The sequence below is a fragment of the Actinomadura syzygii genome (genome assembly GCF_008085905.1).
In the GTDB taxonomy this organism is placed as follows: Bacteria; Actinomycetota; Actinomycetes; order Streptosporangiales; family Streptosporangiaceae; genus Spirillospora; species Spirillospora syzygii.
This window is the reverse complement of sequence record NZ_VSFF01000003.1, coordinates 89,637-111,523: the sequence shown is the minus strand read 5'-3', so window position 1 is coordinate 111,523 and position 21,887 is coordinate 89,637. Positions and strand designations below refer to the sequence as shown.

General features: G+C 75.2%; 24 protein-coding genes. 8 read left to right on the top strand and 16 right to left on the bottom strand.

Annotated features, from left to right (window positions below):
• Positions 1-6 precede the first annotated feature (6 nt).
• The 7 genes from pcaC to FXF65_RS07585 all read right to left on the bottom strand — a co-directional run bounded on the left by pcaC (position 7) and on the right by FXF65_RS07585 (position 5,474).
• On the bottom strand, positions 7-432 hold the full coding sequence (pcaC, locus tag FXF65_RS46105; protein WP_222868428.1) for a 4-carboxymuconolactone decarboxylase: 426 nt from the start codon (positions 430-432) through the stop codon (positions 7-9).
• The gene (gene pcaD, locus FXF65_RS46100; RefSeq protein WP_342787287.1) at positions 429-1,199 is read right to left on the bottom strand and encodes a 3-oxoadipate enol-lactonase; all 771 of its coding nucleotides are present in this window, start codon (positions 1,197-1,199) and stop codon (positions 429-431) included. Before pcaD ends, pcaC begins: the two co-directional genes overlap by 4 nt.
• Positions 1,196-2,386: a 3-carboxy-cis,cis-muconate cycloisomerase gene (pcaB, locus tag FXF65_RS07605; RefSeq protein WP_148349020.1), complete on the bottom strand. Its 1,191-nt coding sequence runs from the start codon at positions 2,384-2,386 to the stop codon at positions 1,196-1,198. The genes pcaD and pcaB overlap by 4 nt, the downstream gene beginning before the upstream one ends.
• Positions 2,376-2,927, bottom strand: a complete 552-nt coding sequence (gene pcaG / locus FXF65_RS07600) for a protocatechuate 3,4-dioxygenase subunit alpha (RefSeq protein WP_148349019.1) — start codon at positions 2,925-2,927, stop codon at positions 2,376-2,378. Before pcaG ends, pcaB begins: the two co-directional genes overlap by 11 nt.
• The gene (gene pcaH, locus FXF65_RS07595) at positions 2,924-3,685 is read right to left on the bottom strand and encodes a protocatechuate 3,4-dioxygenase subunit beta (protein ID WP_281288887.1); all 762 of its coding nucleotides are present in this window, start codon (positions 3,683-3,685) and stop codon (positions 2,924-2,926) included. The genes pcaG and pcaH overlap by 4 nt, the downstream gene beginning before the upstream one ends.
• Before the next feature lie 109 nt (positions 3,686-3,794).
• Positions 3,795-4,772 (bottom strand): sigma-70 family RNA polymerase sigma factor, encoded by a 978-nt coding sequence (locus FXF65_RS07590; protein WP_148349017.1) that lies wholly within the window; start codon positions 4,770-4,772, stop codon positions 3,795-3,797.
• A gap of 168 nt (positions 4,773-4,940) precedes the next feature.
• Positions 4,941-5,474, bottom strand: coding sequence for an XdhC family protein (locus FXF65_RS07585; protein WP_148349016.1), 534 nt, complete (start codon positions 5,472-5,474; stop codon positions 4,941-4,943).
• A 199-nt stretch (positions 5,475-5,673) separates the two neighbouring features.
• On the opposite strand from FXF65_RS07585, the gene FXF65_RS07580 reads away from it, so the two are divergent.
• The 3 genes from FXF65_RS07580 to FXF65_RS07570 are packed head-to-tail and all read left to right on the top strand — an operon-like array spanning position 5,674 to position 7,777.
• On the top strand, positions 5,674-6,228 hold the full coding sequence (locus FXF65_RS07580) for a universal stress protein (protein WP_187412165.1): 555 nt from the start codon (positions 5,674-5,676) through the stop codon (positions 6,226-6,228).
• 56 nt (positions 6,229-6,284) lie between these two features.
• Positions 6,285-6,929, top strand: coding sequence for an adenylate kinase family protein (locus FXF65_RS07575; RefSeq protein ID WP_148349014.1), 645 nt, complete (start codon positions 6,285-6,287; stop codon positions 6,927-6,929).
• Positions 6,926-7,777: a 1-aminocyclopropane-1-carboxylate deaminase/D-cysteine desulfhydrase gene (locus tag FXF65_RS07570; RefSeq protein WP_148349013.1), complete on the top strand. Its 852-nt coding sequence runs from the start codon at positions 6,926-6,928 to the stop codon at positions 7,775-7,777. Before FXF65_RS07575 ends, FXF65_RS07570 begins: the two co-directional genes overlap by 4 nt.
• A 41-nt stretch (positions 7,778-7,818) precedes the next feature.
• Here FXF65_RS07570 and FXF65_RS07565 read toward each other — a convergent pair whose 3' ends face one another.
• The 4 genes from FXF65_RS07565 to FXF65_RS07550 form a co-directional block, all read right to left on the bottom strand.
• Positions 7,819-8,928 (bottom strand): acyl-CoA dehydrogenase family protein, encoded by a 1,110-nt coding sequence (locus FXF65_RS07565; RefSeq protein ID WP_148349012.1) that lies wholly within the window; start codon positions 8,926-8,928, stop codon positions 7,819-7,821.
• Positions 8,925-10,118 carry an acyl-CoA dehydrogenase family protein gene (locus FXF65_RS07560; protein ID WP_148349011.1) on the bottom strand — a complete coding sequence of 398 codons (1,194 nt, stop codon included), beginning with the start codon at positions 10,116-10,118 and terminating at the stop codon, positions 8,925-8,927. Before FXF65_RS07560 ends, FXF65_RS07565 begins: the two co-directional genes overlap by 4 nt.
• 100 nt (positions 10,119-10,218) lie before the next feature.
• Positions 10,219-10,704, bottom strand: coding sequence for a nuclear transport factor 2 family protein (locus tag FXF65_RS07555; protein WP_148349010.1), 486 nt, complete (start codon positions 10,702-10,704; stop codon positions 10,219-10,221).
• Entirely contained in the window at positions 10,701-11,099 is a 399-nt protein-coding gene (locus FXF65_RS07550; protein ID WP_148349009.1) for a nuclear transport factor 2 family protein, read from the bottom strand. The genes FXF65_RS07555 and FXF65_RS07550 overlap by 4 nt, the downstream gene beginning before the upstream one ends.
• Before the next feature lie 82 nt (positions 11,100-11,181).
• Between FXF65_RS07550 and FXF65_RS07545 the strand changes: the two genes are divergently transcribed.
• Complete coding sequence (locus FXF65_RS07545) at positions 11,182-11,745, top strand: TetR/AcrR family transcriptional regulator (protein ID WP_148349008.1); 564 nt, start codon at positions 11,182-11,184, stop codon at positions 11,743-11,745.
• Positions 11,746-11,748: 3 nt separating this feature from the next.
• Here FXF65_RS07545 and FXF65_RS07540 read toward each other — a convergent pair whose 3' ends face one another.
• Positions 11,749-13,836, bottom strand: coding sequence for a HelD family protein (locus FXF65_RS07540; RefSeq protein ID WP_148349007.1), 2,088 nt, complete (start codon positions 13,834-13,836; stop codon positions 11,749-11,751).
• Between the two features lie 172 nt (positions 13,837-14,008).
• On the opposite strand from FXF65_RS07540, the gene FXF65_RS07535 reads away from it, so the two are divergent.
• From FXF65_RS07535 to FXF65_RS07525, 3 genes are all read left to right on the top strand, one after another.
• Entirely contained in the window at positions 14,009-14,824 is an 816-nt protein-coding gene (locus tag FXF65_RS07535) for an SDR family NAD(P)-dependent oxidoreductase (RefSeq protein WP_148349006.1), read from the top strand.
• Positions 14,825-14,921: 97 nt separating this feature from the next.
• Entirely contained in the window at positions 14,922-15,497 is a 576-nt protein-coding gene (locus tag FXF65_RS07530; RefSeq protein ID WP_148349005.1) for a TetR/AcrR family transcriptional regulator, read from the top strand.
• Between the two features lie 82 nt (positions 15,498-15,579).
• Entirely contained in the window at positions 15,580-16,761 is a 1,182-nt protein-coding gene (locus FXF65_RS07525; RefSeq protein WP_148349004.1) for an acyl-CoA dehydrogenase family protein, read from the top strand.
• A 30-nt stretch (positions 16,762-16,791) separates the two neighbouring features.
• On the opposite strand, the gene FXF65_RS07520 is transcribed toward FXF65_RS07525, so the two are convergent.
• The 3 genes from FXF65_RS07520 to FXF65_RS07510 all read right to left on the bottom strand — a co-directional run bounded on the left by FXF65_RS07520 (position 16,792) and on the right by FXF65_RS07510 (position 19,392).
• Positions 16,792-17,589 carry an enoyl-CoA hydratase/isomerase family protein gene (locus FXF65_RS07520; RefSeq protein ID WP_148349003.1) on the bottom strand — a complete coding sequence of 266 codons (798 nt, stop codon included), beginning with the start codon at positions 17,587-17,589 and terminating at the stop codon, positions 16,792-16,794.
• A complete protein-coding gene (locus FXF65_RS07515) occupies positions 17,570-18,562 on the bottom strand; it encodes an alpha/beta hydrolase (RefSeq protein ID WP_148349002.1) in 993 nt (330 codons plus the stop codon). The genes FXF65_RS07520 and FXF65_RS07515 overlap by 20 nt, the downstream gene beginning before the upstream one ends.
• Before the next feature lie 77 nt (positions 18,563-18,639).
• Positions 18,640-19,392: a gamma-glutamyl-gamma-aminobutyrate hydrolase family protein gene (locus FXF65_RS07510; protein WP_148349001.1), complete on the bottom strand. Its 753-nt coding sequence runs from the start codon at positions 19,390-19,392 to the stop codon at positions 18,640-18,642.
• A 436-nt stretch (positions 19,393-19,828) separates the two neighbouring features.
• On the opposite strand from FXF65_RS07510, the gene FXF65_RS07505 reads away from it, so the two are divergent.
• Entirely contained in the window at positions 19,829-21,064 is a 1,236-nt protein-coding gene (locus FXF65_RS07505; RefSeq protein ID WP_148349000.1) for a globin domain-containing protein, read from the top strand.
• Here FXF65_RS07505 and FXF65_RS07500 read toward each other — a convergent pair.
• Complete coding sequence (locus tag FXF65_RS07500; RefSeq protein ID WP_148348999.1) at positions 20,979-21,779, bottom strand: MmyB family transcriptional regulator; 801 nt, start codon at positions 21,777-21,779, stop codon at positions 20,979-20,981. The genes FXF65_RS07505 and FXF65_RS07500 overlap by 86 nt on opposite strands.
• Positions 21,780-21,887: the final 108 nt, after the last annotated feature.

Here is a 21,887-nt window from a genome sequence, read left to right as displayed (position 1 = left end):
CTGTGTTCACTCCTGCTCTGCGAGTACCCGCTGGGCGACGGCGAACGCCGAGTTCGCGGCGGGCACTCCACAATAGATCGCCGACTGGAGCAGCACCTCTTTGACCTCGTCCGGGGTGAGGCCGTTGCGGAGCGCGGCCCGGACGTGCATCGCCAGCTCCTCCAGGTGGCCGCCCGCGACCATGGCGGTGAGGGTGATGCAGCTCCGGGTCCTGCGGTCGAGGCCGGGGCGGCTCCAGATCTCGCCCCACGCGTACCGGGTGATGAGGTCCTGGAAGTCTTCGGTGAAGGCGTCCTTGCGGGCCTCGGCGCGGTCGACGTGGGCGTCGCCGAGCACCGCGCGGCGCGTCGCCATGCCCCGGGCGTGCCGCTCGCCCTCGGTGAGGCGCTCGGCGTCGGTGAGGCGCTCGGCGTCGGTGAGGCGCTCGCTCATCGTCCGGTTCCCTTCCACGTGCGGTCGAGGTGCGCGGCGATCGCGCCGGTGACCTGGTCCGGCCGCTCGGCGTTGGCGAGGTGGGCGGCGCCGTCGAGGACGGTGAGCCGGGCGTCCGGGATGCCCGCGACCAGCCGGTCGGCGTGGCCGCGCGGCGGGGTCGGGATGTCGTCCGCCCCGGCGATCACCAGCGTCGGGGCGGTGATCCCGCCGAGCCGGTCGGTCGCGTCGAACCGGGCGAGGGCCTCGCAGCAGGCCGCGTAGCCTTCGCGGTCGGCGGCGCGGAGCATCGCGACGTACGGGTCCGCGCCGGTGAAGCCCGGCGTGAACCAGCGGCCCGGGGCCGTCTCCGCGAGGGCCTCGGTGCCGTCCCGGCGGACGAGCGCGGCCCGCTCCCGCCACGGGCCCGGCTCGCCGAACCGCGGCGAGGTGCAGCACAGGACGAGGCTCGCGACCCGGTCCGGGGCGCGGAGCGCGAGCTCCACGCCGACCGCCCCGCCGAGCGACACGCCCGCGTAGGCGGCGCGGTCGACGCCGTGCTCGTCCATGAGGCGGGCGACGGCGTCGGCGAGGTCGGCGACGGTGAACGGGCCGTCCGGGGGCGGCGAGCCGCCGTGCCCGGGCAGGTCGTAGCGCAGGACGCGCCACCCGGCCGTGAGCGTGGGGAGCTGCGGGAGCCACAGGTCCATGGACGTGCCGAGGGACGGTCCGAGGACGACGGCGGGCGCGTCGTCCGGGCCGTCCGCGCGGGCGTGCGGCGCGATCACGCGCGGCTCCTCCGGTAGGCGTCGAGGGCCCGGTCGACGAGCGCGCCCGCGGCACCGGGCCCGGGGTCGCCGCCGAGCGCGTCCAGCAGGTCGTCGAGGTCGACGCGCATCAGCTCGGTGGACACCTCCAGGCCGGACACGAGCCCGGCGGCCGTCTCGGCCGCGCCGCCGGTGAGCCGCAGGCACTCGCGCAGCGGCTGCCACTCGGCGTGCCACTCCCCCGCCGGGCGCTCGTGCGGCGCGGCCAGCGCCGCGTACACCACCTGCGCCTGCGCCGGGACCTGCAGCGCCGCCGAGCGGACCAGCGCGGACAGCGCCGGGTTGCGCTTGTGCGGCATCGACGACGAGCCGCCGCGGCCCGGCCCGGCCGCCTCCGCGACCTCGGCGACCTCGCTCTGCGCCAGCAGCCACACGTCGGTGCCGATCTTGCCGAGCGCCCCGGCGGTCAGCGCGAGCGCCCCGGCCAGCTCGGCGACCGGGGTCCGGCGGGTGTGCCAGGGCAGGACGGGGCGCGCCAGCCCCGTCTCCTCCGCGTACGCCGCGACCAGGTCGAACGCCTGCCCGCCGTAGGCGTCGAGCGTCCCGGCGGGGCCGCCGAGCTGGACCGGCAGGATCACGGCGGTGAGCCGTCCGCGCGCCTCCAGGCAGCCGAGCAGCCAGTTCGCGGCCTTCGCGCCGAACGTCGTCGGCATCGCCTGGCGGCCGAGGGTGCGGGCGGGCATCGGCGTGTCGCGGTACCGCGCGGCGAGCCCGGCGAGCGCCTCCAGCGCCCGGTCGAGCTCGGCGACGACGACGCGCCGCGTCCGGAACGCGACGAGCATCGCGCCGGTGTCGACGATGTCCTGGCTGGTGGCGCCCCGGTGGACGTGCTCGCCCGCCGGTCCGGCGAGGGCCCGCAGGTCGGCGACCAGCGGGACGACCGGGTTGCCCGATCCGCGCGCCCGGCGCGCGAGGTCCACGAGGTCGAACCGCTCGGGCACGGCCGCGGCGGCGATCGCGTCGGCCGCGTCCGCCGGGACGATCCCGAGCCGCGCCTGCGCGCGGGCGAGGGCCGCCTCGGCGTCCAGCATCGCGGCCAGGTAGGCGTGGTCGCTCGTCGCGGCCTCGGCCGCGGTCCCGGCGCGGACCGGCGACAGCAGCCCCGCGTCCGGCGCGGCCGTGCGGCCGGCGTCGTCGTCAGAAGCCAAGGAAGACCGTCTCCCGCTCCCCTTGCAGGTGGATGTCGAAACGGTACCTCCGCTCCCCCTCGCGCTCGGCGACCAGGGTCGCGCGGCGCTCCGCGGGGACGACGCCGAGCAGCGGGTCGCCCGCGTGCGCGGCGTCGTCCTCGGGGAAGTACAGCCGGGTGAACACCGGCTTCAGCAGGCCCCTGGCGAAGACGAGGACGGCGATGTAGGGCGCGGCGTCGCCGGTCGCGCCCGGCTTCACGGTGCTGAACCAGTAGCCGCCGTCCGGGTCGGTGCCGCAGCGTCCGAAGCCCGCGAAGTCGTTCCCGTCCCGGACGAGGCCGCCCGGCCGCCGGTGCACCTCGCCGGTCTCGTCGGGCTGCCAGATCTCGACCAGCGCGTCGGGGACGGGCTCGCCCGCGCCGTCGAGGACGCGGCCGCGCACCCGGATCGCGTCCGGCCGCCAGGCCGGCACGATCTCGGGCCCGGCGTCGTAGGGCAGCGCGTAGCCGAAGAACGGCCCGACCGTCTGGGACGGGGTGAGCGGAGACGCGGCGTTCACTGGGCCTCCACCGGGGTGTCGCCGAGGACGATGTCCCACTGGTAGCCGAGCGCCCACTCCGGGACGGTCGTGTCCATGTCGAAGCGGGAGATCAGCTTCTCGCGGTCCCGCTGCTCGGGGATCGACTGGAAGATCGGGTCGAACGCGAACAGCGGGTCGCCCGGGAAGTACATCTGGGTGACGAGCCGCTGCGTGAACGCGGTGCCGAACACCGAGAAGTGGATGTGCGCGGGCCGCCAGGCGTTGTGGTGGTTGCCCCACGGGTAGGCGCCCGGCTTGATCGTGACGAAGCGGTAGCGCCCGTCGTCGTCGGTGAGGCAGCGCCCGGCGCCGGTGAAGTTCGGGTCGAGCGGCGCGGGGTGGATGTCGCCGAGATGGGCGTAGCGTCCGGCCGCGTTGGCCTGCCAGACCTCGACCAGCGCGTCGCGCACCGGGCGGCCCGCCGAGTCGAGCAGCCGACCGGTCACGATGATCCGCTCGCCGAGCGGCTCGCCGGAGTGCTGGACGGTGAGGTCGTGGTCGCGGCGGCCGAGTTCCTGGTGGCCGAACACCGGCGCGGTCAGCTCGACGCTGTCCGGCCCGAGCTTCGGCATGACCGGCTCCTGCGCGGGCGCCCGCAGCACGGTGCTCTTGTAGGGCGGGTACAGGTACGGCGGATGCGTCATGCGCTCATCCCTCCGATGCGGGCGGCGCCCCCCGCCGCCTCCACCACGACCTTGTCCATGTGCCTCCCATTCCCGCTCTCGGCGGACGGCCACGGCCCTCTCACGGGCATCACTGGAACGTGCCGCCGGTTCCACACTCGCATCCGGGCGCGGCACCGCAGCCCGGGGGTTTCCGCTGAGTGGAAGGGAGGGAGGGCTGGAGTCAGACCTGCTCGGGCAGTCCGAACAGCGGGAACAGGGTCGTGTCGAAGAAGGCCGAGACGTGCGAGACGCCGCCGTCGGTCAGGCTGACGACCTGCAGCTGGTACGGGCGGTGCACGCCGTCGTCGCCGCGCCGGTAGAGCCCGAACGCGGGCTGCCCGTTCGCCGCCGCCGGGACCATGCGCAGCTCCCCGGGGTCGGGGGCGCACTGGACGGCGATGAGCCGGACGACGTTCTCCGCCCCGACGAACCAGTCGAGGTGCGGCGGCATCTCCCAGATGACGTCCTGCTTGAACAGCTCGATGAGCCCGGCGATGTCGGCGTCCTCGAACGCCTTGGCGTAGCGTTCGAGGAATTCGCGCTGGCCGGGGTCGGTCGGCTCGACCAGCTCGTCGCGCAGCGGGGCGTTCTCCTCCAACTGGGCGCGGGCCCGCTGGAGCGCGCTGTTGACCGCGGCGGTGGAGGTGTCGAGCAGCTCCGCGACCTCGGCGGCCTTCCACTTCAGGACGTCCCGCAGGATGAGCACGACCCGCTGCTTGGCGGGCAGGTGCTGGAGCGCCGCGATGAACGCGAGGCGGGTGCTCTCCCGCGCGGCGACGATCGTGGCGGGGTCGGCGGCGTCCGCGCCGAGGACGGTGTCGGGCGCGGGCTCCAGCCACGGCACCTCCGGCGAGGCCACCACGGGGCGCTCCGGCTCGTCGCTCGGCGCGCCGAGCCCGGACGGCATCGGCCGGTTGCCGCGCTGGTCGATCGCGGTCAGGCACACGTTGGTGGCGATGCGGTACAGCCACGTCCGCAGCGAGGACCGCCCCTCGAAGCTGCCGTAGGAGCGCCACGCCCGCAGGTAGGTCTCCTGGACGAGGTCCTCGGCGTCGTGGATGGAGCCGAGCATCCGGTAGCAGTGCGCCAGCAGTTCCCGCCGGTACGGATCGGCGAGCTGCTGGAAGTCCCGGTCTGACTCGATGGTGCTGTTCGCCATGCTGGTCACCTTCGTTCGGCGTCGTCGCTCGGACGGGCGCCGCCGACGGGCCCGTCGGTCCCGACGGTAGGGGAGCCCACCGACAGAACGCGCTCAATCCCCACATCGTACGCGCTGACCTGGGAGATCGTCCGCCGCCCGGCGCGGCCGGGAGATGGCCGGAGCGGGTCAGAACTCGAAGCCGCCGGGACGGCCGTTGCGGTCGGCGATCAGCCCGGCGAGGGCCGCGATCGCGATCTCCGCCGGGGTCCTCGAGCCGATGTTCAGCCCGATCGGCCGGTGCACGCGGGCGATGTCGGCCGCCGGGACGCCGAGCTCGGTGAGCGCCGGGATGTGCGGGGCCGGGTGGCGCGGGTTGCCCATGACGCCGACCCAGCGGACGGGCTGGGTCAGCACGTCCCGCAGGACGGGCCCGAGCTCCGGCCGGTGGTGGTCGGTGACGACGACGTCCGCGGCGCCGTCGAGCGGCGGGAGGTCCGTGGCCCCGGCCCGGTCCTTGTCGGGGTCGACGAGGAACGTGCGGTAGCCGAGGTCGGCGCCGTAGCGCAGCAGGTGGTCGGCGACGGGGCTCGCGAACACCGCGACCAGCGTCCGGTCGGCGGCGTCCGGCGGGACGTCGCCGTGCGCGACGGCGCAGGACGGGTCGCTCTCATGCGGGGCGCCGCCGCCTGCGCGCGGCGTGCCCGTACCGGGTGTGCCCATACCGGAAGTGTGCCGCCGGGGACCGCGGCCGGTCCAGCGGCCGCGCGGCGGGCCGTCCCGGACACCGATTCCGGGCGGCGATCACGGAACCGGACGGAAAGTTCACGGAAACCGGCATCGCCGAAACGCGAAACACTTCCCTGAGAGCGGGTATCACTGCACCCTAGACTGCACACAACCGGCGGCCTCGGGAGGGACCGTGATCGCGAGACCGGACGGCGGCCCCCGTGTCGTGGTGGGGGTGGACGACTCCGCGGGTGCGCGCTGCGCCCTCTCCTGGGCGATCGGCGAGGCCCGGCTGCGGCGGCTGCCGCTGCTGGTCGCGCACGCCGCGCCGCTGCCCCCGCACGTGTCGGCGGCCGGGCAGCTCGGCTGCGGGATCACCGAGGCGCTGCGCGGCTCCGGCGCGGAGCTGATCGCCCGGCTGCTCGCCGAGGTCAGCGACGGCCCGCCGGACGGCGTGGCCATGACGGCGCTGGCGCTGGTCGGCGAGCCGGGCGCGACGCTGGTGCGGCTCGCGGGCGACGACGACATCCTCGTCGTCGGGCACGGGACGCGCGGCGCGCTGTCGCGGCTGCTGCGCCCGTCGGTGCGGCTGCACTGCGCGCGGCGGGCCAGGGCGACGCTGGTGTGCGTCCGCCCGCCGTCGTTCGACCTGCTGCTGGAGTCGCTGACCGCGCGGGACGAGTCGCCCGAGCACGTCCCCGGGTCGCGGTTCCGCCGCCTCGGCCGCCGCCTGCGCCTGCCCCTGTAGCCGGGCCCGCGGTTGGCCGGGCCCGCGGTGCGGGACGTTCCACATAGGCTTTCCGCATGCGCAAGTACGTGATCATCGGCCCGCTCGGCAGCGGCAAGGGGACCCAGTCGGCGCTGCTCGCACGGGACCTGGACATCGTGCACATCGGCGTCGGCGACATCTTCCGCTGGCACGTGAAGAGCCACACGAAGCTCGGCGCGCAGGTGCGGCGCATCATGGCGGACGGGGAGTTGGTCGGCGACGACCTGGTGGAGGGCATCGTCCGCGACCGGCTCGACCAGCACGACTGGAACTACGGGTTCGTGATCGACGGCTTCCCGCGCAGCCGCAGGCAGACGGAGTTCTTCCTGGAGAGCTACGACATCGACGGCGTGATCAACCTGGACCTGCCGGACGCGGAGGTCCGCCGCCGCGTCCTCGCCCGCCGGTTCTGCTCCCGCTGCGGGATGGACTACAACCTCATCGCGGACCGGCCGACCGAGGAGGGGCGCTGCGACGTGTGCGGCGGCGCGCTCGCCGCCCGCGAGGACGACACCGAGGAGGCGCTCGCCGAGCGGCTGCGCGGCTACCGCGAGCGGACCGCCCCGATCCTGGAGCTGTTCGGCCGCAAGGAGTACGTCGTCACGGTCGACGCGCGGCCCGCCGCCGAGGAGGTGCAGCGCGACATCCGCGCCCGGCTCGGCCTGCCCGCCCCCCGGTGATCCCGCCCGGGTCCTCGCCGGTCGTGGAGCTGGCCGACGACCGCGCCGAACGCCGCGGCGTGCGGCTCTTCCTGAAGCGGGACGACCTCCTCCACCCCGAACTGCCCGGCAACAAGTGGCGCAAGCTGAAGCACAACATCGCGCCCGCCCGCGAGGCCGGGACGGTCCTGACCTTCGGCGGCGCCTACTCCAACCACGTCCGCGCGACGGCGGCGGCCGGGCGGATCTTCGGGTTCGCGACCATCGGGGTGATCAGGGGCGAGGAGCGGCTGCCGCTGAACGACACGCTCGCCTTCGCCGAGCGGTGCGGGATGCGCCTGTCCTACCTGGACCGCGCGTCCTACCGGCGCAAGCACGAGCCCGCCCTGATCGCCGCGCTGCGTGAGCGGTGGGGAGACTTCCACCTGCTGCCGGAGGGCGGCAGCAACGCGCTCGCGGTCAAGGGCTGCGAGGAGCTGGGGCGGGAGGTCCCCGGCCACGGCGTCGTCTGCGTCCCCTGCGGGACGGGCGGTACGCTCGCGGGCCTCGCCGCCGGGCTGGCGGCGGACCAGCGCGCGCTGGGATTCGCCGTCCTGAAAGGCGGTTTCATGGACGGCGAGGTGGAGCGCCTCCAGCGCGAGGCGTACGGCGGGCGGCGCGGGGCCTGGCGCGTCGAGCACGACTTCCACTTCGGCGGCTACGCCAGAACGGCCCCGGAGCTGGACGCGTTCGCCGACGACTTCGCCGCGCGACACGGGATCGTCCTCGACCGGATCTACACGGCGAAGATGATGGCCGGGATCCTCGCCCTCACCGAACGCGGCGCGTTCGAGGAGGGCGCGCGCGTCCTGGCGGTGATCACAGGCTGACCGCCGGGCGGCCCGTTGCACGGGGCCGCCCGGCGCGCCCGTCAGGCCGGGGGCAGGTCGACCAGCGCGGCCAGTTCGGCGCGGTGCCGGTCGGCGGTGCCGAGCGCGATCGAGTCGGCCTTCGCCCGCTTCAGGAAGAGGTGGGCCGGATGCTCCCAGGTGAACCCGATGCCGCCGTGCATCTGCACGCATTCCTCGGCGGCCTTGAGCGCGACGGCCGAGCAGTGCGCCTGCGCGACGGCGACCGCGACCGGCGCGTCGCCGTCCCCGGCCGCGACGCAGGACGCGGCGTGCCGGGCGACCGCGCGGGCCTGCGTGATCGACGCCCACAGGTCCGCGAGCCGGTGCTTGAGCCCCTGGTAGGACCCGACCGGACGGCCGAACTGGTAGCGCGTCTTCACATAGGCGACGGTGTCGTCCAGGCACCGCTCCGCGAGCCCGAGCTGCTCGGACGCCAGCATCGCCGCCCCGATGAGCAGAGCCGCGCGGACGGCGTCCGGCCCGTCGGCGACGCGCCGCGCGGGCGCGCCCGCGAACTCGACGTCGGTGAGCCGCCGGGTCATGTCGAGCGAGGTCACGGCGGTGCGGTGGGCGTCGGCGGCGTCGACCGCGTAGAGGCCGCCGGACGCCGGGACGAGCAGGACGTCGGCGGCCAGGCCGTCGGCGACGGCGGCGACCGCGCCGGTGAGCGTCCCGTCCGCGAACTCGACGCCCGGCACCTCGTCGCCCGGTGCGGTGCTGAACGGGACGGCCAGGACGGCGACCGCGTCCCCGGCGGCGAGGCGGCCGAGCAGGTCGCGCTCCCCGGCGGCGAGCAGCGCCGCCGTCGCGATCACCGAGCTGGTCAGGAACGGGACGGGCGCGGCGGACCGTCCCAGCTCCTCCATGACCACCGCCGTCTCGCGCCAGGTCGCGCCCGCGCCGCCGAGGTCCTCGGGGACGGGCAGCCCGGCGCAGCCGAGCTGCGCGGCGACGGCGTGCCAGAGCGCCGCGTCGTAGGGGGCGTCCCGCTCAGTCCCGGCGAGGACGGACGTCCACGGCGCCTTGTCGCCGAGCACCTCTCGGACGCTCGCCCGCAGGTCGTCCTCGACCTCGCCGTACAGCAGGTCGCCCACGTGATCGGTCACGGGGTCGCTCGCAGGGGCGCTCATCGGGGCAGGTCCTTCCACGGGACGTCCTTGTCCACCCGGATCTCGCCGGGCAGGCCGAGCACGCGCTCGGCGATGATGTTGCGCAGGATCTCCGAGGTGCCGCCCTCGATGGAGTTGCCCTTGGCGCGCAGGTAGCGGTAGCCGGGCGAGCGGCGGGTGAAGTCGACCTCGGTGGGGCGGCGCATCGTCCAGTCGTCGTAGCGGAGGCCGTCCGCGCCGAGCAGTTCCAGCTCCAGGCCGGAGATCTCCTGGTTGAGCTTGGCGAAGGCGAGCTTGGCGCCCGAGCCCTCCGGCCCCGGCTGCCCGGCGGTGAGCTGCTGGCGCAGCCGCGCCCCGGTGAGGCGGGCCGCCTCGGCCTCCACCCAGGCGCGCATCAGGGCGTCGTGGAGGCCGGGGGTGCGCAGGTCGGGACGGTCCCGCCACAGCGCCGCGACGACGCCGATCATGCCGCTCTCGCGGGGCGCGGCGGTGCCGCCGATCGCGACGCGCTCGTTCATCAGCGTCGTCGTGGACACCTGCCAGCCCTGCCCGACCTCGCCGAGCCGGTGCGCGTCGGGGATGCGGACGTCGGTGAGGAACACCTCGTTGAACTCGGCCTCGCCGGTGAGCTGCCGCAGCGGGCGGACCTCGACGCCCGGCGCGGTCATGTCGCAGACGAAGTAGGTCATGCCGCGGTGCTTGGGGACGTCCGGGTCGGTGCGGGTGACGAGGATCGCCCAGCGCGCCTCGTGGGCCATGGACGTCCAGACCTTCTGGCCGTTGACCGTCCAGGAGTCGCCGTCGCGGACGGCGCGGGTGGCGAGCGCGGCCAGGTCGGACCCGGCGCCCGGCTCGCTGAAGAGCTGGCACCAGATGTCCTCGCCCGTCCAGAGCGGGCGCAGCCAGCGGCGCTTCTGCTCCTCGGTGCCGAACGCGAGGATCGTCGGCGCGGCCATCCCGAGCCCGATCCCGTTGCGCTCGGGGTGGTTGGACGGCGCCCCGGCCGCGGCGAACCGACGGTCGACGGCGGCCTGCAGGGCGCGCGGGGCGCCGAGCCCGCCGAGCCCCTCGGGGTGGTGGACCCAGGCGAGCCCGGCGTCGAACCGGGCCCGCAGGAACTCCAGGGGGTCGAGGACGGCCGGGTCGTGCGCGGCGAGGAACTCGCCCGCCCGCCTCTCCAGCTCGTCGGCGTCGGGCGGTGCTGTGCTCACAGGGCGGACCTCCGCGCGGGCGGGCGGCGACCGGGCCGCCCGCGAACATACCAACCGGTCGGTATGGCCCGTCCAGCCTAGGAACCGCCGGGACGGCGAGTCAACCGCCCCCGCCCGTGTCCCCCGTCTCCCGTGTACTCGCCTCCCCCGCACCCCGTCCCGAGGCGCCCGCGTCGGCCAGAGCGCGGGCGAAGGCGGGGTGGTCGTGGTAGTCGCGGGTCTCGACGATCAGCCCGTCCCGCACCCGGAGCACCTGGATGTTGGCGACGCGGAACGTCCGCCCGGTCGTGGCGACGCGGCCGTCGTAGTCGAACTCCACGACGATCACCTCCGGGTCGGCCGTCTCGTGCACGACGACGTCGCGGGCGCGCAGTTCGAGCGGGCCCCGGGCGGTGGCGCGGAAGTGCCGGTCGAGTTCGGCGCGGCCGTCCACCCGCGGCGGCGCGGGCGGCAGCGCGAACGGCTGGACGACGACCGCGTCCTCGGCGTACAGGGCGGCGAGCTCGTCCCAGCGGCCCGCGGAGATGCCCGCGCTGAGCCGCGCGAACACCTCGCGGGGGCCGGCGGCCGCTTCTTCGCGTGTCATGCCATCGCCTCCTGGAAGGCGCGGTGGTGGGCGTAGTCGCGGGATTCCACGACGCGTCCGTCGCGCACGCGCATGACGAAGATGTTCGGGATTACGAAGGGACGCCCCGTGTCGGTGTTGCGGCCCTTGTACTCGAACTCGGCGATGATGACCTCGGGGTCGGCGGTCTGGTGGACGACGACGTTGCGCGCCTCCATCTCGATCGGCAGGGTCTCCAGTTGGGCGAAGTGGCGGCGCAGCGCCTCGCGGCCCTCCAGCCGTGACGGCGGCTCCGCGAACGGGTGGACGACGACCGTGTCCTCGGCGTACAGCTCGGGCAGGCCCTCGGGGCGCCGCGCGGTCACGCCGTCGATGATCCGCTGGAAGACCGCGCGGGGGGTGGCGAACTCGGACATTCTCTTCTCCCCTACAATCGGAGTGCGTGCTCCGCATGGAAAATACGGAGCCAGCACTCCACTTGTCAACCGGAAGGCCGAGATGACGTCACCCCCGTCCGGTCGGCCGCTGCGCGCCGACGCGCAGCGCAACCGCGCCAAGGTCCTCGCCGCGGCCGAGGAGGTCTTCGCCGACCTCGGGACGTCGGCGTCCACCGAGGAGGTCGCGCGGCGGGCGGACGTCGGGATCGGCACGGTGTTCCGGCACTTCCCCACCAAGGAGTCGCTGCTGGAGGCCGTCCTCGTGACGCTGGTCGAGCGGCTCGCGGGCGAGGCCGAGGAGCTGCAATCCGCCGACGACGCGGGCAGTGCGTTCTTCGGGTTCTTCTCCCGGGTGGTGGCGCAGGCGGCGGCCAAGCAGGCGGTGACGGAGGCCCTGGCGGAGGCGGGCGTGGACGCGCGCGGGGTCACCGGCCGCGCCGGGCCCGGCCTGAAGGACGCGATCGGCGCGCTCCTCGTCCGGGCGCAGCGGGCCGGGGCCGTCCGGTCCGACGTGGGGGCGGGCGAGGTGATGGCACTGCTCGCCGGGATGTCCTACGCGGCCGGCCACGCCGGCGTCGGGTCCGACGTCCTCAGGATCGCCTTCGACGGGCTGCGCCCGCGCTGACGCTCAGGCCGCCAGCTCCACCGGCAGGTCGTCGTGGTGCAGGACGGTCAGCGACGTGACCGCGCGGGTCAGCACGACGTACAGCCGGGCCAGGCCGCGCGCCTCGGCGGCGGCGATCGCGGCGGGCTCGGCGACGATCACGTGGTCGTACTCCAAGCCCTTGGCGAGCGACGCCGGGACGACGAGCAGCCGCGCGGCACCGCCTGAGCCGTCCGAGCCGGGGCCGAGGACCGCGTGTTCCAGCCCGGCCGCCGCCAGCGTCGCCGCGTGCGCCCCGGCGGCGGCGTCCGGGACGATCAGGCCCACCGAGCCGAGGTGGCCGAGCTCCTCCCGCGCGGCGTCCACGACGGCGGACGCGAGGTCGGGGACGCGCCGCACGTCCAGCGCGCCCGTCCCCGGACGCAGCGACCGGGGCCGCTCCAGGCCCGGCGCGACGTGCGGGAGCAGGCGGGCCGCGAAGTCGAGCACGGTGCCGGGCACGCGGAACCCGAGCGTCAGCTCGGTGACCTCGCCCTCCTGCCCGAGGTGGCCGAGGACGTCCGTCCAGGACGCGGCCGACCAGGGCGTGGTGCCCTGCGCGATGTCGCCGAGGACGGTCGCCGAGCCCGTCCCGCAGCGGCGGCCGAGCGCCCGAAGCTGCATGGCGGACAGGTCCTGCGCCTCGTCCACGACCAGGTGGCCGAGGGAGGAGGTGCGCTCGATGAGGTCGTTCAGCTCGTCCAGCAGGGCGCGGTCGGCGGCGGTCCACTTGGCCGAGCGGTGGGAGCGGGCGGGCCTGGCCCACAGCAGGGCGGCCTGCTCGCCGTCGTCCAGCACGCCCTTCGCGGCCCTGCGCAGCAGGTCGGCGTCGGACAGCAGCCGGTGCAGCACCTGTTCGGCGGTCAGCTTCGGCCACACCTCGTCGACGATCCGCCGCACCTCGCGGCCGCGCGCGACCTGGTCCTGGACGCGGTCGTCCGGCGCCTCCCCGCGCTTCTCCATCCGGACGAGGATCTGGTGGGCGAGCCGCTGGGCGAACGCGGCGCGCCCGGCGCCGTAGCGGGTCGTGCCGCGCAGCGCGGCGGCGGTCTCGCGGACCTCGTGGTCGGCGAGCCGGTAGCGGGCGATGCCGCGGGTGACGACGAGGCCGTCGGCGGGCTTGCGGACGTGCAGCCACAGCGCCCTGCGCAGGACGTCCGCCATCCGCGCCTCGCCCTTGAGCGTCCCGACCTCCGCCGGTTCCTCCGCCGCGGGCGCGCCGAGCAGGTCGTCCACCGTGGCCTGCTCGACGCGGACCTCGCCGAGCGCGGGCAGCACCGCCGAGATGTAGGCGAGGAACGCCCGGTTCGGCCCGACGATGAGGACGCCCGACCGCGACAGCCGCTCGCGGTGGGTGAACAGCAGGTAGGCGGCGCGGTGCAGGCCGACGGCCGTCTTGCCGGTGCCCGGCGCGCCCTGCACGCACACGGTCCGCGGCAGGTCGGCGCGGACGATCACGTCCTGCTCCGGCTGGATGGTCGCGACGATGTCGCGCATCGGCCCGGTGCGGGGGCGCTCGATCTCCTCGGTCAGGATGCGGGACGGCCCGATCTCGGCGCCGCCGCCGAGGGGCTCGTCCTCGAACGCGGTCAGCTCCCCCGCCCGGAAGCCGAACCGGCGGCGCAGCCGCCAGCCCATCGGCTCGGCGGGCCCGGCCTGGTAGAACGCGCGGGACACGGGGGCGCGCCAGTCCAGCACGAGCGGGCGGCCCTCGTCGCCGTCGTGGACGTGCCGCCGCCCGACGTACATGACCGCCGGAAGGTCGGAGTCGAGGTCTACCGGGGCGACGGCGTCGCGGTCCATGCGGCCGAAGAACAGCGGGGTGTCCGGGTGGTCGGCGAGCGCGGCGACGCGCTGGTCGAGCAGCGACTCGAGGAACTGCTTGGACACCCAGTCGGCCGCGACGTCGGCCGTCAGCGAGCCGGCGTGCTCGCGCATCCGGCGCAGCGCGGCACGGGACTCGGCGAGGTGGGCGCGCTCGGCCGCGAGCACGTCGCTCTCGGGGAGGTCGCGCAGGTCGGAAGGGTCGGCAAGGTCGGCGGAAGCGGACTCCTCGGGCGGTTCTGGGGGCATGCGGACAGACCTCCGGCGGCGAGAGGGCGGTTTGAGGGCGAACCCACGAGCTTACCCGTGCCGCGCCACGCCGGTCGCCGCTCTCGTCCGGGCGGAGAGCGGCGGTGCGCCTTGCCGGGCCGGGCCGGGTGTGTGACGTTGGCGGCATGGTGTCCCGGAGCGGAGCGGAGAAATGACGCAGGACGAAGCGGAGCGGAGGCCGCTCGGCGGACGGACCGCGCTGGTCACCGGAGCGTCGTCCGGCATCGGCGCGGTCGTCGCGCAGGCGCTGGCGGAGGCCGGGGCGCGGGTCGGCCTCGTGGCGCGGCGCAAGGACCGGCTGGCGGACGTCCTCGCCCGGTGCCGCGCCCACGCGCCCGGGTCGGCGATGTGGACGGCCGACCTCGCCGACCTCGACGGGATCGACGACCTCGCCGCCGCCGTCGAACGCGAGCTCGGCGGCGTGGACGTGCTGGTCAACAACGCGGGCATGCCGAAGCGGCGGCGCGTCCAGGACATGTCCCCCGGCGAGGCCGAGGAGGTCGTGCGGCTCAACTACCTGTCCCCGGTGCGGCTCACGCAGGCGCTGCTGCCCGGCATGATCGCGCGCGGGCGCGGGCACCTGGTGGCGATCGGGTCGGTCGCGGCGCGGCTCGGCCCGCCGCACGAGGCGGCGTACGGCGCGTCCAAGGCGGCGCTCACCGCGTTCTGGGAGAGCATGGCCGTCGACCTGGACGGGACGGGCGTGCGGGCCCACGTCGTCCAGCCCGCGCTGATCGCCGGGACGGAGCTGTTCACGCTGCCCGGCAACGAGGAGCCGCTGAGCGACCTGTCGGACGCGCTGCCGCCGCGCGAGGTCGCGGACGCCGTCCTCGAACTGGTCGCGAGCGGCGGGTTCGAGCGGTACGTGCCGGACTGGTTCGCGGAGATGGCGTCCGGGAAGGCCGCCGACGTGGACGCGTTCGTCGCCGGGGTCAAGGAGTGGACGCGCGACCGGCTGGAGTCCTGACCGGCCGCCGCCTCCCGCCGGGGCGTGATCGGGGACGGTTCACGGGGGATAATGACCCACACCTCACCGTCCGCCACCCCCGGAGGAACGACGACTCATGGCCACCGCCGGGCGTCCCGTGCGCGAGTCGCTGCTGGACGCCGCCGCCGCGCTCCTCGTCGAGCGCGGGTACCGGGCCGTCCGGATGCGGGACGTCGCGGCCGCCGCCGGGGTGAGCCGCCAGACCGTCTACAACGAGTTCGGCGACAAGTGGGGCCTCGCGCAGGCCGTGGTGATCCGCGACAACGAGCGGTACCTCGACGGCATCGACGCGGTGCTGTCCGAGCACGAGGACCTCTACTCCGCCGTGGTCGCCGCCGTCCTGTTCACGCTGGAGACCTCGGCCGACGACCAGCTCAAGAAGGTCGTGCTGACCGGCGCGGGCGGCGACGAGCTGCTCCCCCTGCTCACCACGCAGGCCGAGCCGGTGCTGTTCACCGCGAGCGAGCGGATCACCGAGCACGGCCTGCGCCAGTGGCCGGAGCTGGACCGCGCCGCCCTCACCGAGATCGCGGACGCGGCGGTGCGGCTGACCGCGAGCCACCTCATGCTGCCGTCCGGACCGCCGGAGCAGCTCGCGCACTTCATCGCGCGCATGGTCACCCGCCACCTCGGCGTCGCCGAGCCCGGCTGAGCACCGCCACCCCTCCCCTGCGTCAGTGCCCACTTACCGCGTGGGCTACGGTGGGCGCCTCACCGAGGTGGAGGGAGGCGCGGTGGACTTCGACCTGCCCGAGGGCGCGCCGGCCGTCCGCGAGGGCGTGCTGGCGATCGCCCGCGAGTACGACCAGGACTACTGGGGACGCTGCGACGCCGACGAGCGCTGGCCGGAGGAGGTCTGGCGGGAGCTGGTCGACGGCGGCTGGCACAGCCTCGCGATCCCCGAGGAGTACGGCGGCGGCGGGCAGGGCCTGCTTGAGCTGGCGGTCGCGCTGGAGGCCCTCGCCGAGGGCGGCGCGGGCGGCGCCGCGTCGTTCATGTACCTGCTCACGCCCGCGTTCGGCGGCCTGACCATCGCCCGCCACGGGACGGACGAGCAGAAGCGCGAACTCCTCCCGAAGATCGCCGCCGGGGAGGTCGAGACGTGCTTCGCCATCACCGAGCCGGACGCGGGCAGCAACGCGATCAACATCTCCACGCTCGCCCGGCGGGACGGCGACTCGTTCCTGGTCAGCGGGCAGAAGATCTGGATCTCCGGGGTCGAGCGGGCCGACCACCTCGTCCTCGTCGCCCGGACCGTGCCCGCCGCCGAGGCCAGGCCGCGCACGTCCGGGTTCACCGTCCTCCTCGTGGACGTCAAGCGGGCCCTCGCCGACGGCACGCTCACCTATCAGCCGATCCCGAAGCTCGGGACGAACACGGTCGCGTCCAGCATGGTCTTCCTGGACGGCGTGCGCGTGCCCGCCGACCGCGTCATCGGGGAGGTCGACCAGGGGTTCGCCGTGCTGTGGGACATCCTCAACCCCGAGCGCGTCCTCGCGGCGGCGGGCGGCGTCGGGTCCGGCGGGCTGACGCTGCGGATCGCCTGCGAGTACGCCGCGCAGCGGGCCCCGTTCGGCACGCCGATCGGCGCGCACCAGGCCGTCGCGTTCCCGCTCGCGCGGATCAAGGCGCAACTGGAGCTGGCGCGGCTGATGACCTACAAGGCCGCCTGGCTGTGGGACCGCGGCCGCCCCTGCGGGACGGAGGCCAACATCGCCAAGCTCACCGCCGCGGACGCGGCCTGGCAGGCGGCCGACCGGGCGTTCCAGGCGCACGGCGGCATGGCGTACTCGCTGGAGTACCCGGTCGCCCGCCTGTTCCGCGACGCGCGCATCGCCAAGAACATCCCGGTCGCGGAGGAGCTGGTGCTGGCCCACATCGCGCAGCACGAGCTGGGCCTGCCCAGGTCGTACTAGGCACCCGCGCCAGGGGTTCGCGCCGGGCGGTCAGCCGAAGTCGGGACGGCGCTTCGCCCGGACGGCCGCGACGCCCTCACGCACGTCCGGGCCGGTGAACCCGAAGAACTCCATCGCCAGGGACGCGTCGAACGTCGGCCCGGCGAGGCGCAGCCAGTTGTTCAGGGCGTGCTTGGTCAGCGACAGCGCCTCGGCCGGTCCGGCGGCGAGCCGCGCGGCGACCTCCAGGGCTCGGTCGTGGACGTCGTCGTCGTCCACGCAGAGCGAGACGAGGCCGATCCGCTCGGCCTCCTCCCCCGTCAGGACGTCGTTGAGCAGCAGGTAGTACTTCGCCTTGGCCAGCCCGCACAGCAGCGGCCAGACGATCGCCGCGTGGTCGCCCGCCGCCACGCCGAGCCGGGTGTGCCCGTCGATGATCTTCGCGGAGCGTCCCGCGACGGAGATGTCGGCGAGCAGCGCCACCGCGAGCCCGGCCCCGACCGCCGGGCCCTGGATCGCGCTGACCACGGGCTTGGAGCAGTTCAGCACGTTCATCACGATGTCGCGGGCCTCGCGCATGATGGCGCGGCGGGCCGCGTGGTCGTCCATCATCTCCTCGATCATGGCGAGGTCGCCGCCCGCGGAGAACGCCGTCCCCTCGCCACGGACGAGGACGGCGCGCACGGCGTCGTCGGCGTCGGCGTCCCGCCAGATCTCGCCGAGCTCCCGGTGCCCGGTCCGGTCGACCGCGTTGAGCCTGCCCGGCGTGCTGAGCACGACGCGCAGCACGCCCTCGCCCGCCCAGTCGATCTTCAGTCGCTCGTAGGCGTCATACCGCCCGCCGACCATGCCCGGCTCCCTCCCGCGTCCGCGCGCCGAACGCCGCGCGCAATCGTCGCACAGCGAACGCCATCGCCCGCGCACCCGCGTCGAAGAACTCCGGGAGCAGGAAGAACGCGTGCACCACGCCGTCGTAGCGGCGCAGCTCCACCGGCACCCCGGCGGCGGCGAGGCGGCGCGCGTACGCCTCGCCCTCGTCGCGCAGGATGTCGCACTCCGCGGTGATGACGGTGGCGGGCGCCGTCCCGGCGAGGTCGCGGGCGCGCAGCGGGGCGAGCCGCGGGTCGGACCGGTCGGCGCCCGCGCGGTAGAGGCCCATGAACCGGGCGAGCGTCCGGGCGTCCAAGCCGTAGCCGGTGCCGTACTCGCGCCAGCTCGGCGTGTCCATCGCGGTGTCGGTCACCGGGTAGACGAGCAGCTGGTGGGCGAGCGGCAGGCCCCGGTCGCGGGCCAGCAGCGCGACGGCCGCGGCGAGGTTGCCGCCCGCGCTGTCGCCCGCCACGGCGATCGCGCCGGGCAGCGCGTTCCAGCGCCCCGGCTCGCGGGCGGCGGACGCGACGACGGCCCACGCGTCGTCCACGGCGGCGGGGAACGGGTGCTCGGGCGCGAGCCGGTACCCGGCGCTCAGGACGGCGCAGCCGGCGCCCGCCGCCAGCTCGCGGCAGACGGGGTCCACGCTGTCGAGACCGCCGAGGACCCAGCCGCCGCCGTGCAGGTAGACGATCAGCGGCAGCGGCCCCCGGCCGGGCGGCGCGGGACGGTACAGCCGCACCGGCACCGGCCCGCCGGGACCGCGCACCGCCGCGTCGCGGACCAGCGGCAGCTCCCGCCGGACGGCCGGGCGCGCCGCGCCGACCACCGCCCGCATCTCCTCGACCGTGGGCTCCGGGGCGGGCCCCGGAGCCCCGCCTCCGTCCGGGGACGCTCCCGTCCACGCGGCGAGGACGTCCAGGAAACGCACGGTCTGGGGATCCAACGGCATGCGGCGTGCTCCGGGCGGGTGTCGGGATTCACGGACCTACGCGCTCCGTTTCCCCCGCGAGCAGCGGATCAACCCGCTCAGCGGCCCGCGGCCTCCGCGACCAGGGCCTCGAACAGGCGCCCGTCGCCCCCCTCCTCCGGATGCCACTGGACGGCCAGCCCGAACCGGTGCCCCTGCAGCTCGACGGCCTCGACGACCTGGTCGTCCGCCCACGCGACGGCGGACAGACCCTTGCCGAGCCGCCCCACCGCCTGGTGGTGGTAGGTGGGGACGTCGGCGGCGTCGCCGAGGACCTTGCCCACCAGGCTCGTGGGGCTGATCCGCACGGGGTGCGAGCCGACCATCCCGATCTCGGGGGCGTGGCCGGCGTGGCCCACCGCCTCGGGCAGGTGCTGGATGAGCGTCCCGCCGCGCGCCACGTTGAGCACCTGCATGCCCCGGCAGATCGCCAGGAACGGCAGGTCGGTCGCGACGACCGCGCGGGCGAGGGCCAGTTCGTACCGGTCGCGCTGCGGCTGCGGCGGCCCCGTCTCGAAGTGCCGGTCGGCCCCGTACAGGTCCGGCGCGACGTCCCCGCCGCCCGCGAGGATCACCCCGTCGAGCCGCGCGACCAGGGCGTCCAGCCCGCGCAGGCTCGCGGCCGGGGGCAGCAGCACCGGGACGCCGCCCGCCCGCTCCACCGCCCGGACGTACGGCGCGGGCAGCAGCGCCGCCTCCCGCACCCACACCCCCCAGCGGGCCGGCTCCAGGTAAGTGGTGACGCCGATGAGCGGCGGCGCGGCCGCTCCCCCGGCGGACGGGGCCGGCGCCCCGCGGATGGCCTCTGACATGCGTGTTCCCCCTCTGGTCGACACCGGCCCCAGGACGGCCGTCGACCGGGCGGCATCGTGCGCCACCCGTCCCCTCGCGGCCGCCCGCCCCCGGGGCTGCTCCGGTCAGCTTGCCGTACGGGACGGATCTTCGCAGAAATTCTTGAATCTTCCACCGCGGAGTGCATTCTTCTCCCGGCGCGGCGCGGGTTTTCGATCACAGCGGGGACGATACGCAAATACTGATCAGTATGGTTTTCCTTTTCGCTTTACCGTCAGTCACCGGCAATTGGTAACCGATTACGCTCGGAATCCATTCGCCGGCGTCGCGGGCAGCTGCGCTGGGCAGGCACGGATCCGCGTGCGAGAATCTCACGAACCCGGGTGGGGATTGGGGCGCGACCAGCGCGCGAGCCCGGGATCCGGCCAGCGAGACCCCAGGGGGCGAGCTCCCAGAATGGCACCGGAACCCGGAATACTCAAAGAATGCCTCACCCGCCTGGAAGCGGATCCGGCGGGCTCGACGAGCTATTTCTACGGCCGCCTGTTCGCCGCCGAGCCGCGGCTGCGGGCGCTGTTCCCGCCCGCGATGGGCGCCCAGCACGACCGGTTCTTCCACGCGATCACCCGGATCGTCTGGAGCCAGGACAACCCCGAGGAGCTCGCCCGGCACCTGCGCGGGCTCGGCCGCGGGCACCGCAAGTACGGCGTCCGGCGCGAGCACTACGCCGCCGTCGAGGCCGCGCTGCTCGCCACCCTGCGCGCCTACGCCGCCGACGTGTGGACCCGCGCCGCCGAGCACGCCTGGACCGCCGCCTACCGCGAGGCCGCGGCGATCATGATCGACGCCGCGGCGCAGGACGCCGAGACCGCCCCGCCCTGGTGGGTCGCCGAGGTCGCCGCGCACGACCGCCGCGACCACGACCTCGCCGTCCTCACGCTGCGGCCCGAGCGGCCGCTGCCGTTCCGCGCCGGGCAGCACGTCACCGTGCAGACCGCGCGCTGGCCGCGGGTCTGGCGGCCGTACTCCGTCGCCAACGCGCCGCGCGTCGACGGGACGCTGCGGCTGCACGTCCGCGCCCGCTCCGGCGGGTGGGTGAGCGGCGCGCTCGTCCGCGGCACCGCGCCGGGCGACACCGTGCTGCTCGGCCCGGCCGAGGGGACGATGACGCTCGACCCCGGCTCCCCGCGCGGCCTCCTGCTGATCGGCGGCGGCACCGGGCTCGCCCCGATGAGGGCGCTCGCCGAGCAGGCCGCCGTCTGCGGACGGGACCACGACGTCCGCCTGCTCGTCGCCGCCCGCACCGCACGCGGCCTCTACGACATGGCCGAACTGCGCGGGCTTGAGGCCGCGTGCCCCGGGCTGCGGGTCGTCCCCGTCCTGTCGCGCTCGCCCGAGGAGGACGTGCCGGACGGCGCGCCGCGCGGGCGCGTCCCCGACGTCCTGCCCGCCTTCCTGGACGGCGTCCCCGGCTGGCGCGACCACGACGCCTACGTCGCGGGGCCCGTCCCGTTCGTCCGGCGGACGGTCACCGCCCTGCAGCGGCAGGGGATGTCCCTCGCCCGCGTCCACCACGACCTGCTCTCCGCCGAGGCGGAGCCGGACGTCACCAGCCCGCCCGCTTCCGCAGGTATTCGCCGGTCGCCGCGTCCGCCGGATAGAACGACTCGATCGCCAGCTCCGCGAGCGTGATGTCGACCGGCGTGCCGAACGTCGCGATCGTGGTGAAGAACGACAGCTCGCGGCCGTCCAGCCGCATCCGCAGCGGGACGAACACCTCGTGGCCCGGCGGCGGCGCGATCGCCTCCCCCACGTCCCCGGGGTAGCTCCGCAGCTCCCGGTAGAGCTGGGCGAGCGACGCGTCGGCGGTCAGCGCCACGTGCCGCCGCACCCGGTCGATCATGTGGGCGCGCCACTCCGCCAGGTTGAGGATCTTCCTCGCCAGGCCGTCCGGGTGCATGCTGAGCCGCAGCACGTTCAGCGGCGGCTCCAGCAGCTCGGGGGCGGCGCCCTCCATGAAGAACGCGGCCGCGCCGTTGGCGTCGACCAGGTTCCAGAACCGGTCCACGACGACGGCCGGGTAGGGCTCGTGCCCGTCCAGCACCTGCTTGAGCGCCGCCCGGACGGAGTCCATCCGCGGCTCCTCGATCGGCGTCTCCTCGAACACCGGCGCGTACCCGGCCGACACCAGCAGCAGGTTCCGGTCGCGCAGCGGGACGTCCAGGTGCTCGGCCAGCCGCAGCACCATCTCCCTGCTCGGCGTGGAGCGCCCCGTCTCCACGAAGCTCAGGTGGCGGGTGGACACGTCCGCCTCCGAGGCCAGCTCCAACTGGCTGAGCCTGCGCCGCTGCCGCCAGGCGCGCAGCCGCTCCCCCACCGGTCTCACGTCGCTCAACGCCGTCGTCACGGCCCCGACGCTACCCGCCGACCGATCACGCGTGCGATTACGCCCCAGGTAATGGACGCGGCGCGCCTCATGTCGCCGTGCTCGTCCCGCTCGGGCGGGGTGCGTACT

Bases quoted from the DNA above. Each gene is read 5' to 3' on its own strand.
- FXF65_RS07550 (WP_148349009.1), bottom strand. From the start codon at position 11,099: ATGTCCGAGTTCGCCACCCCCCGCGCGGTCTTCCAGCGGATCATCGAC.
- FXF65_RS07530 (WP_148349005.1), top strand. From the start codon at position 14,922: ATGGCCACCGCCGGGCGTCCCGTGCGCGAGTCGCTGCTGGACGCCGCC.
- FXF65_RS07565 (WP_148349012.1), bottom strand. From the start codon at position 8,928: ATGAGCGCCCCTGCGAGCGACCCCGTGACCGATCACGTGGGCGACCTG.
- FXF65_RS07575 (WP_148349014.1), top strand. From the start codon at position 6,285: ATGCGCAAGTACGTGATCATCGGCCCGCTCGGCAGCGGCAAGGGGACC.
- FXF65_RS07535 (WP_148349006.1), top strand. From the start codon at position 14,009: ATGACGCAGGACGAAGCGGAGCGGAGGCCGCTCGGCGGACGGACCGCG.
- FXF65_RS07585 (WP_148349016.1), bottom strand. From the start codon at position 5,474: ATGGGCACACCCGGTACGGGCACGCCGCGCGCAGGCGGCGGCGCCCCG.
- pcaC (WP_222868428.1), bottom strand. From the start codon at position 432: ATGAGCGAGCGCCTCACCGACGCCGAGCGCCTCACCGACGCCGAGCGC.
- FXF65_RS07505 (WP_148349000.1), top strand. From the start codon at position 19,829: ATGGCACCGGAACCCGGAATACTCAAAGAATGCCTCACCCGCCTGGAA.
- FXF65_RS07545 (WP_148349008.1), top strand. From the start codon at position 11,182: ATGACGTCACCCCCGTCCGGTCGGCCGCTGCGCGCCGACGCGCAGCGC.
- FXF65_RS07515 (WP_148349002.1), bottom strand. From the start codon at position 18,562: ATGCCGTTGGATCCCCAGACCGTGCGTTTCCTGGACGTCCTCGCCGCG.
- FXF65_RS07590 (WP_148349017.1), bottom strand. From the start codon at position 4,772: ATGGCGAACAGCACCATCGAGTCAGACCGGGACTTCCAGCAGCTCGCC.
- FXF65_RS07540 (WP_148349007.1), bottom strand. From the start codon at position 13,836: ATGCCCCCAGAACCGCCCGAGGAGTCCGCTTCCGCCGACCTTGCCGAC.
- FXF65_RS07555 (WP_148349010.1), bottom strand. From the start codon at position 10,704: ATGACACGCGAAGAAGCGGCCGCCGGCCCCCGCGAGGTGTTCGCGCGG.
- FXF65_RS07510 (WP_148349001.1), bottom strand. From the start codon at position 19,392: ATGTCAGAGGCCATCCGCGGGGCGCCGGCCCCGTCCGCCGGGGGAGCG.
- FXF65_RS07520 (WP_148349003.1), bottom strand. From the start codon at position 17,589: ATGGTCGGCGGGCGGTATGACGCCTACGAGCGACTGAAGATCGACTGG.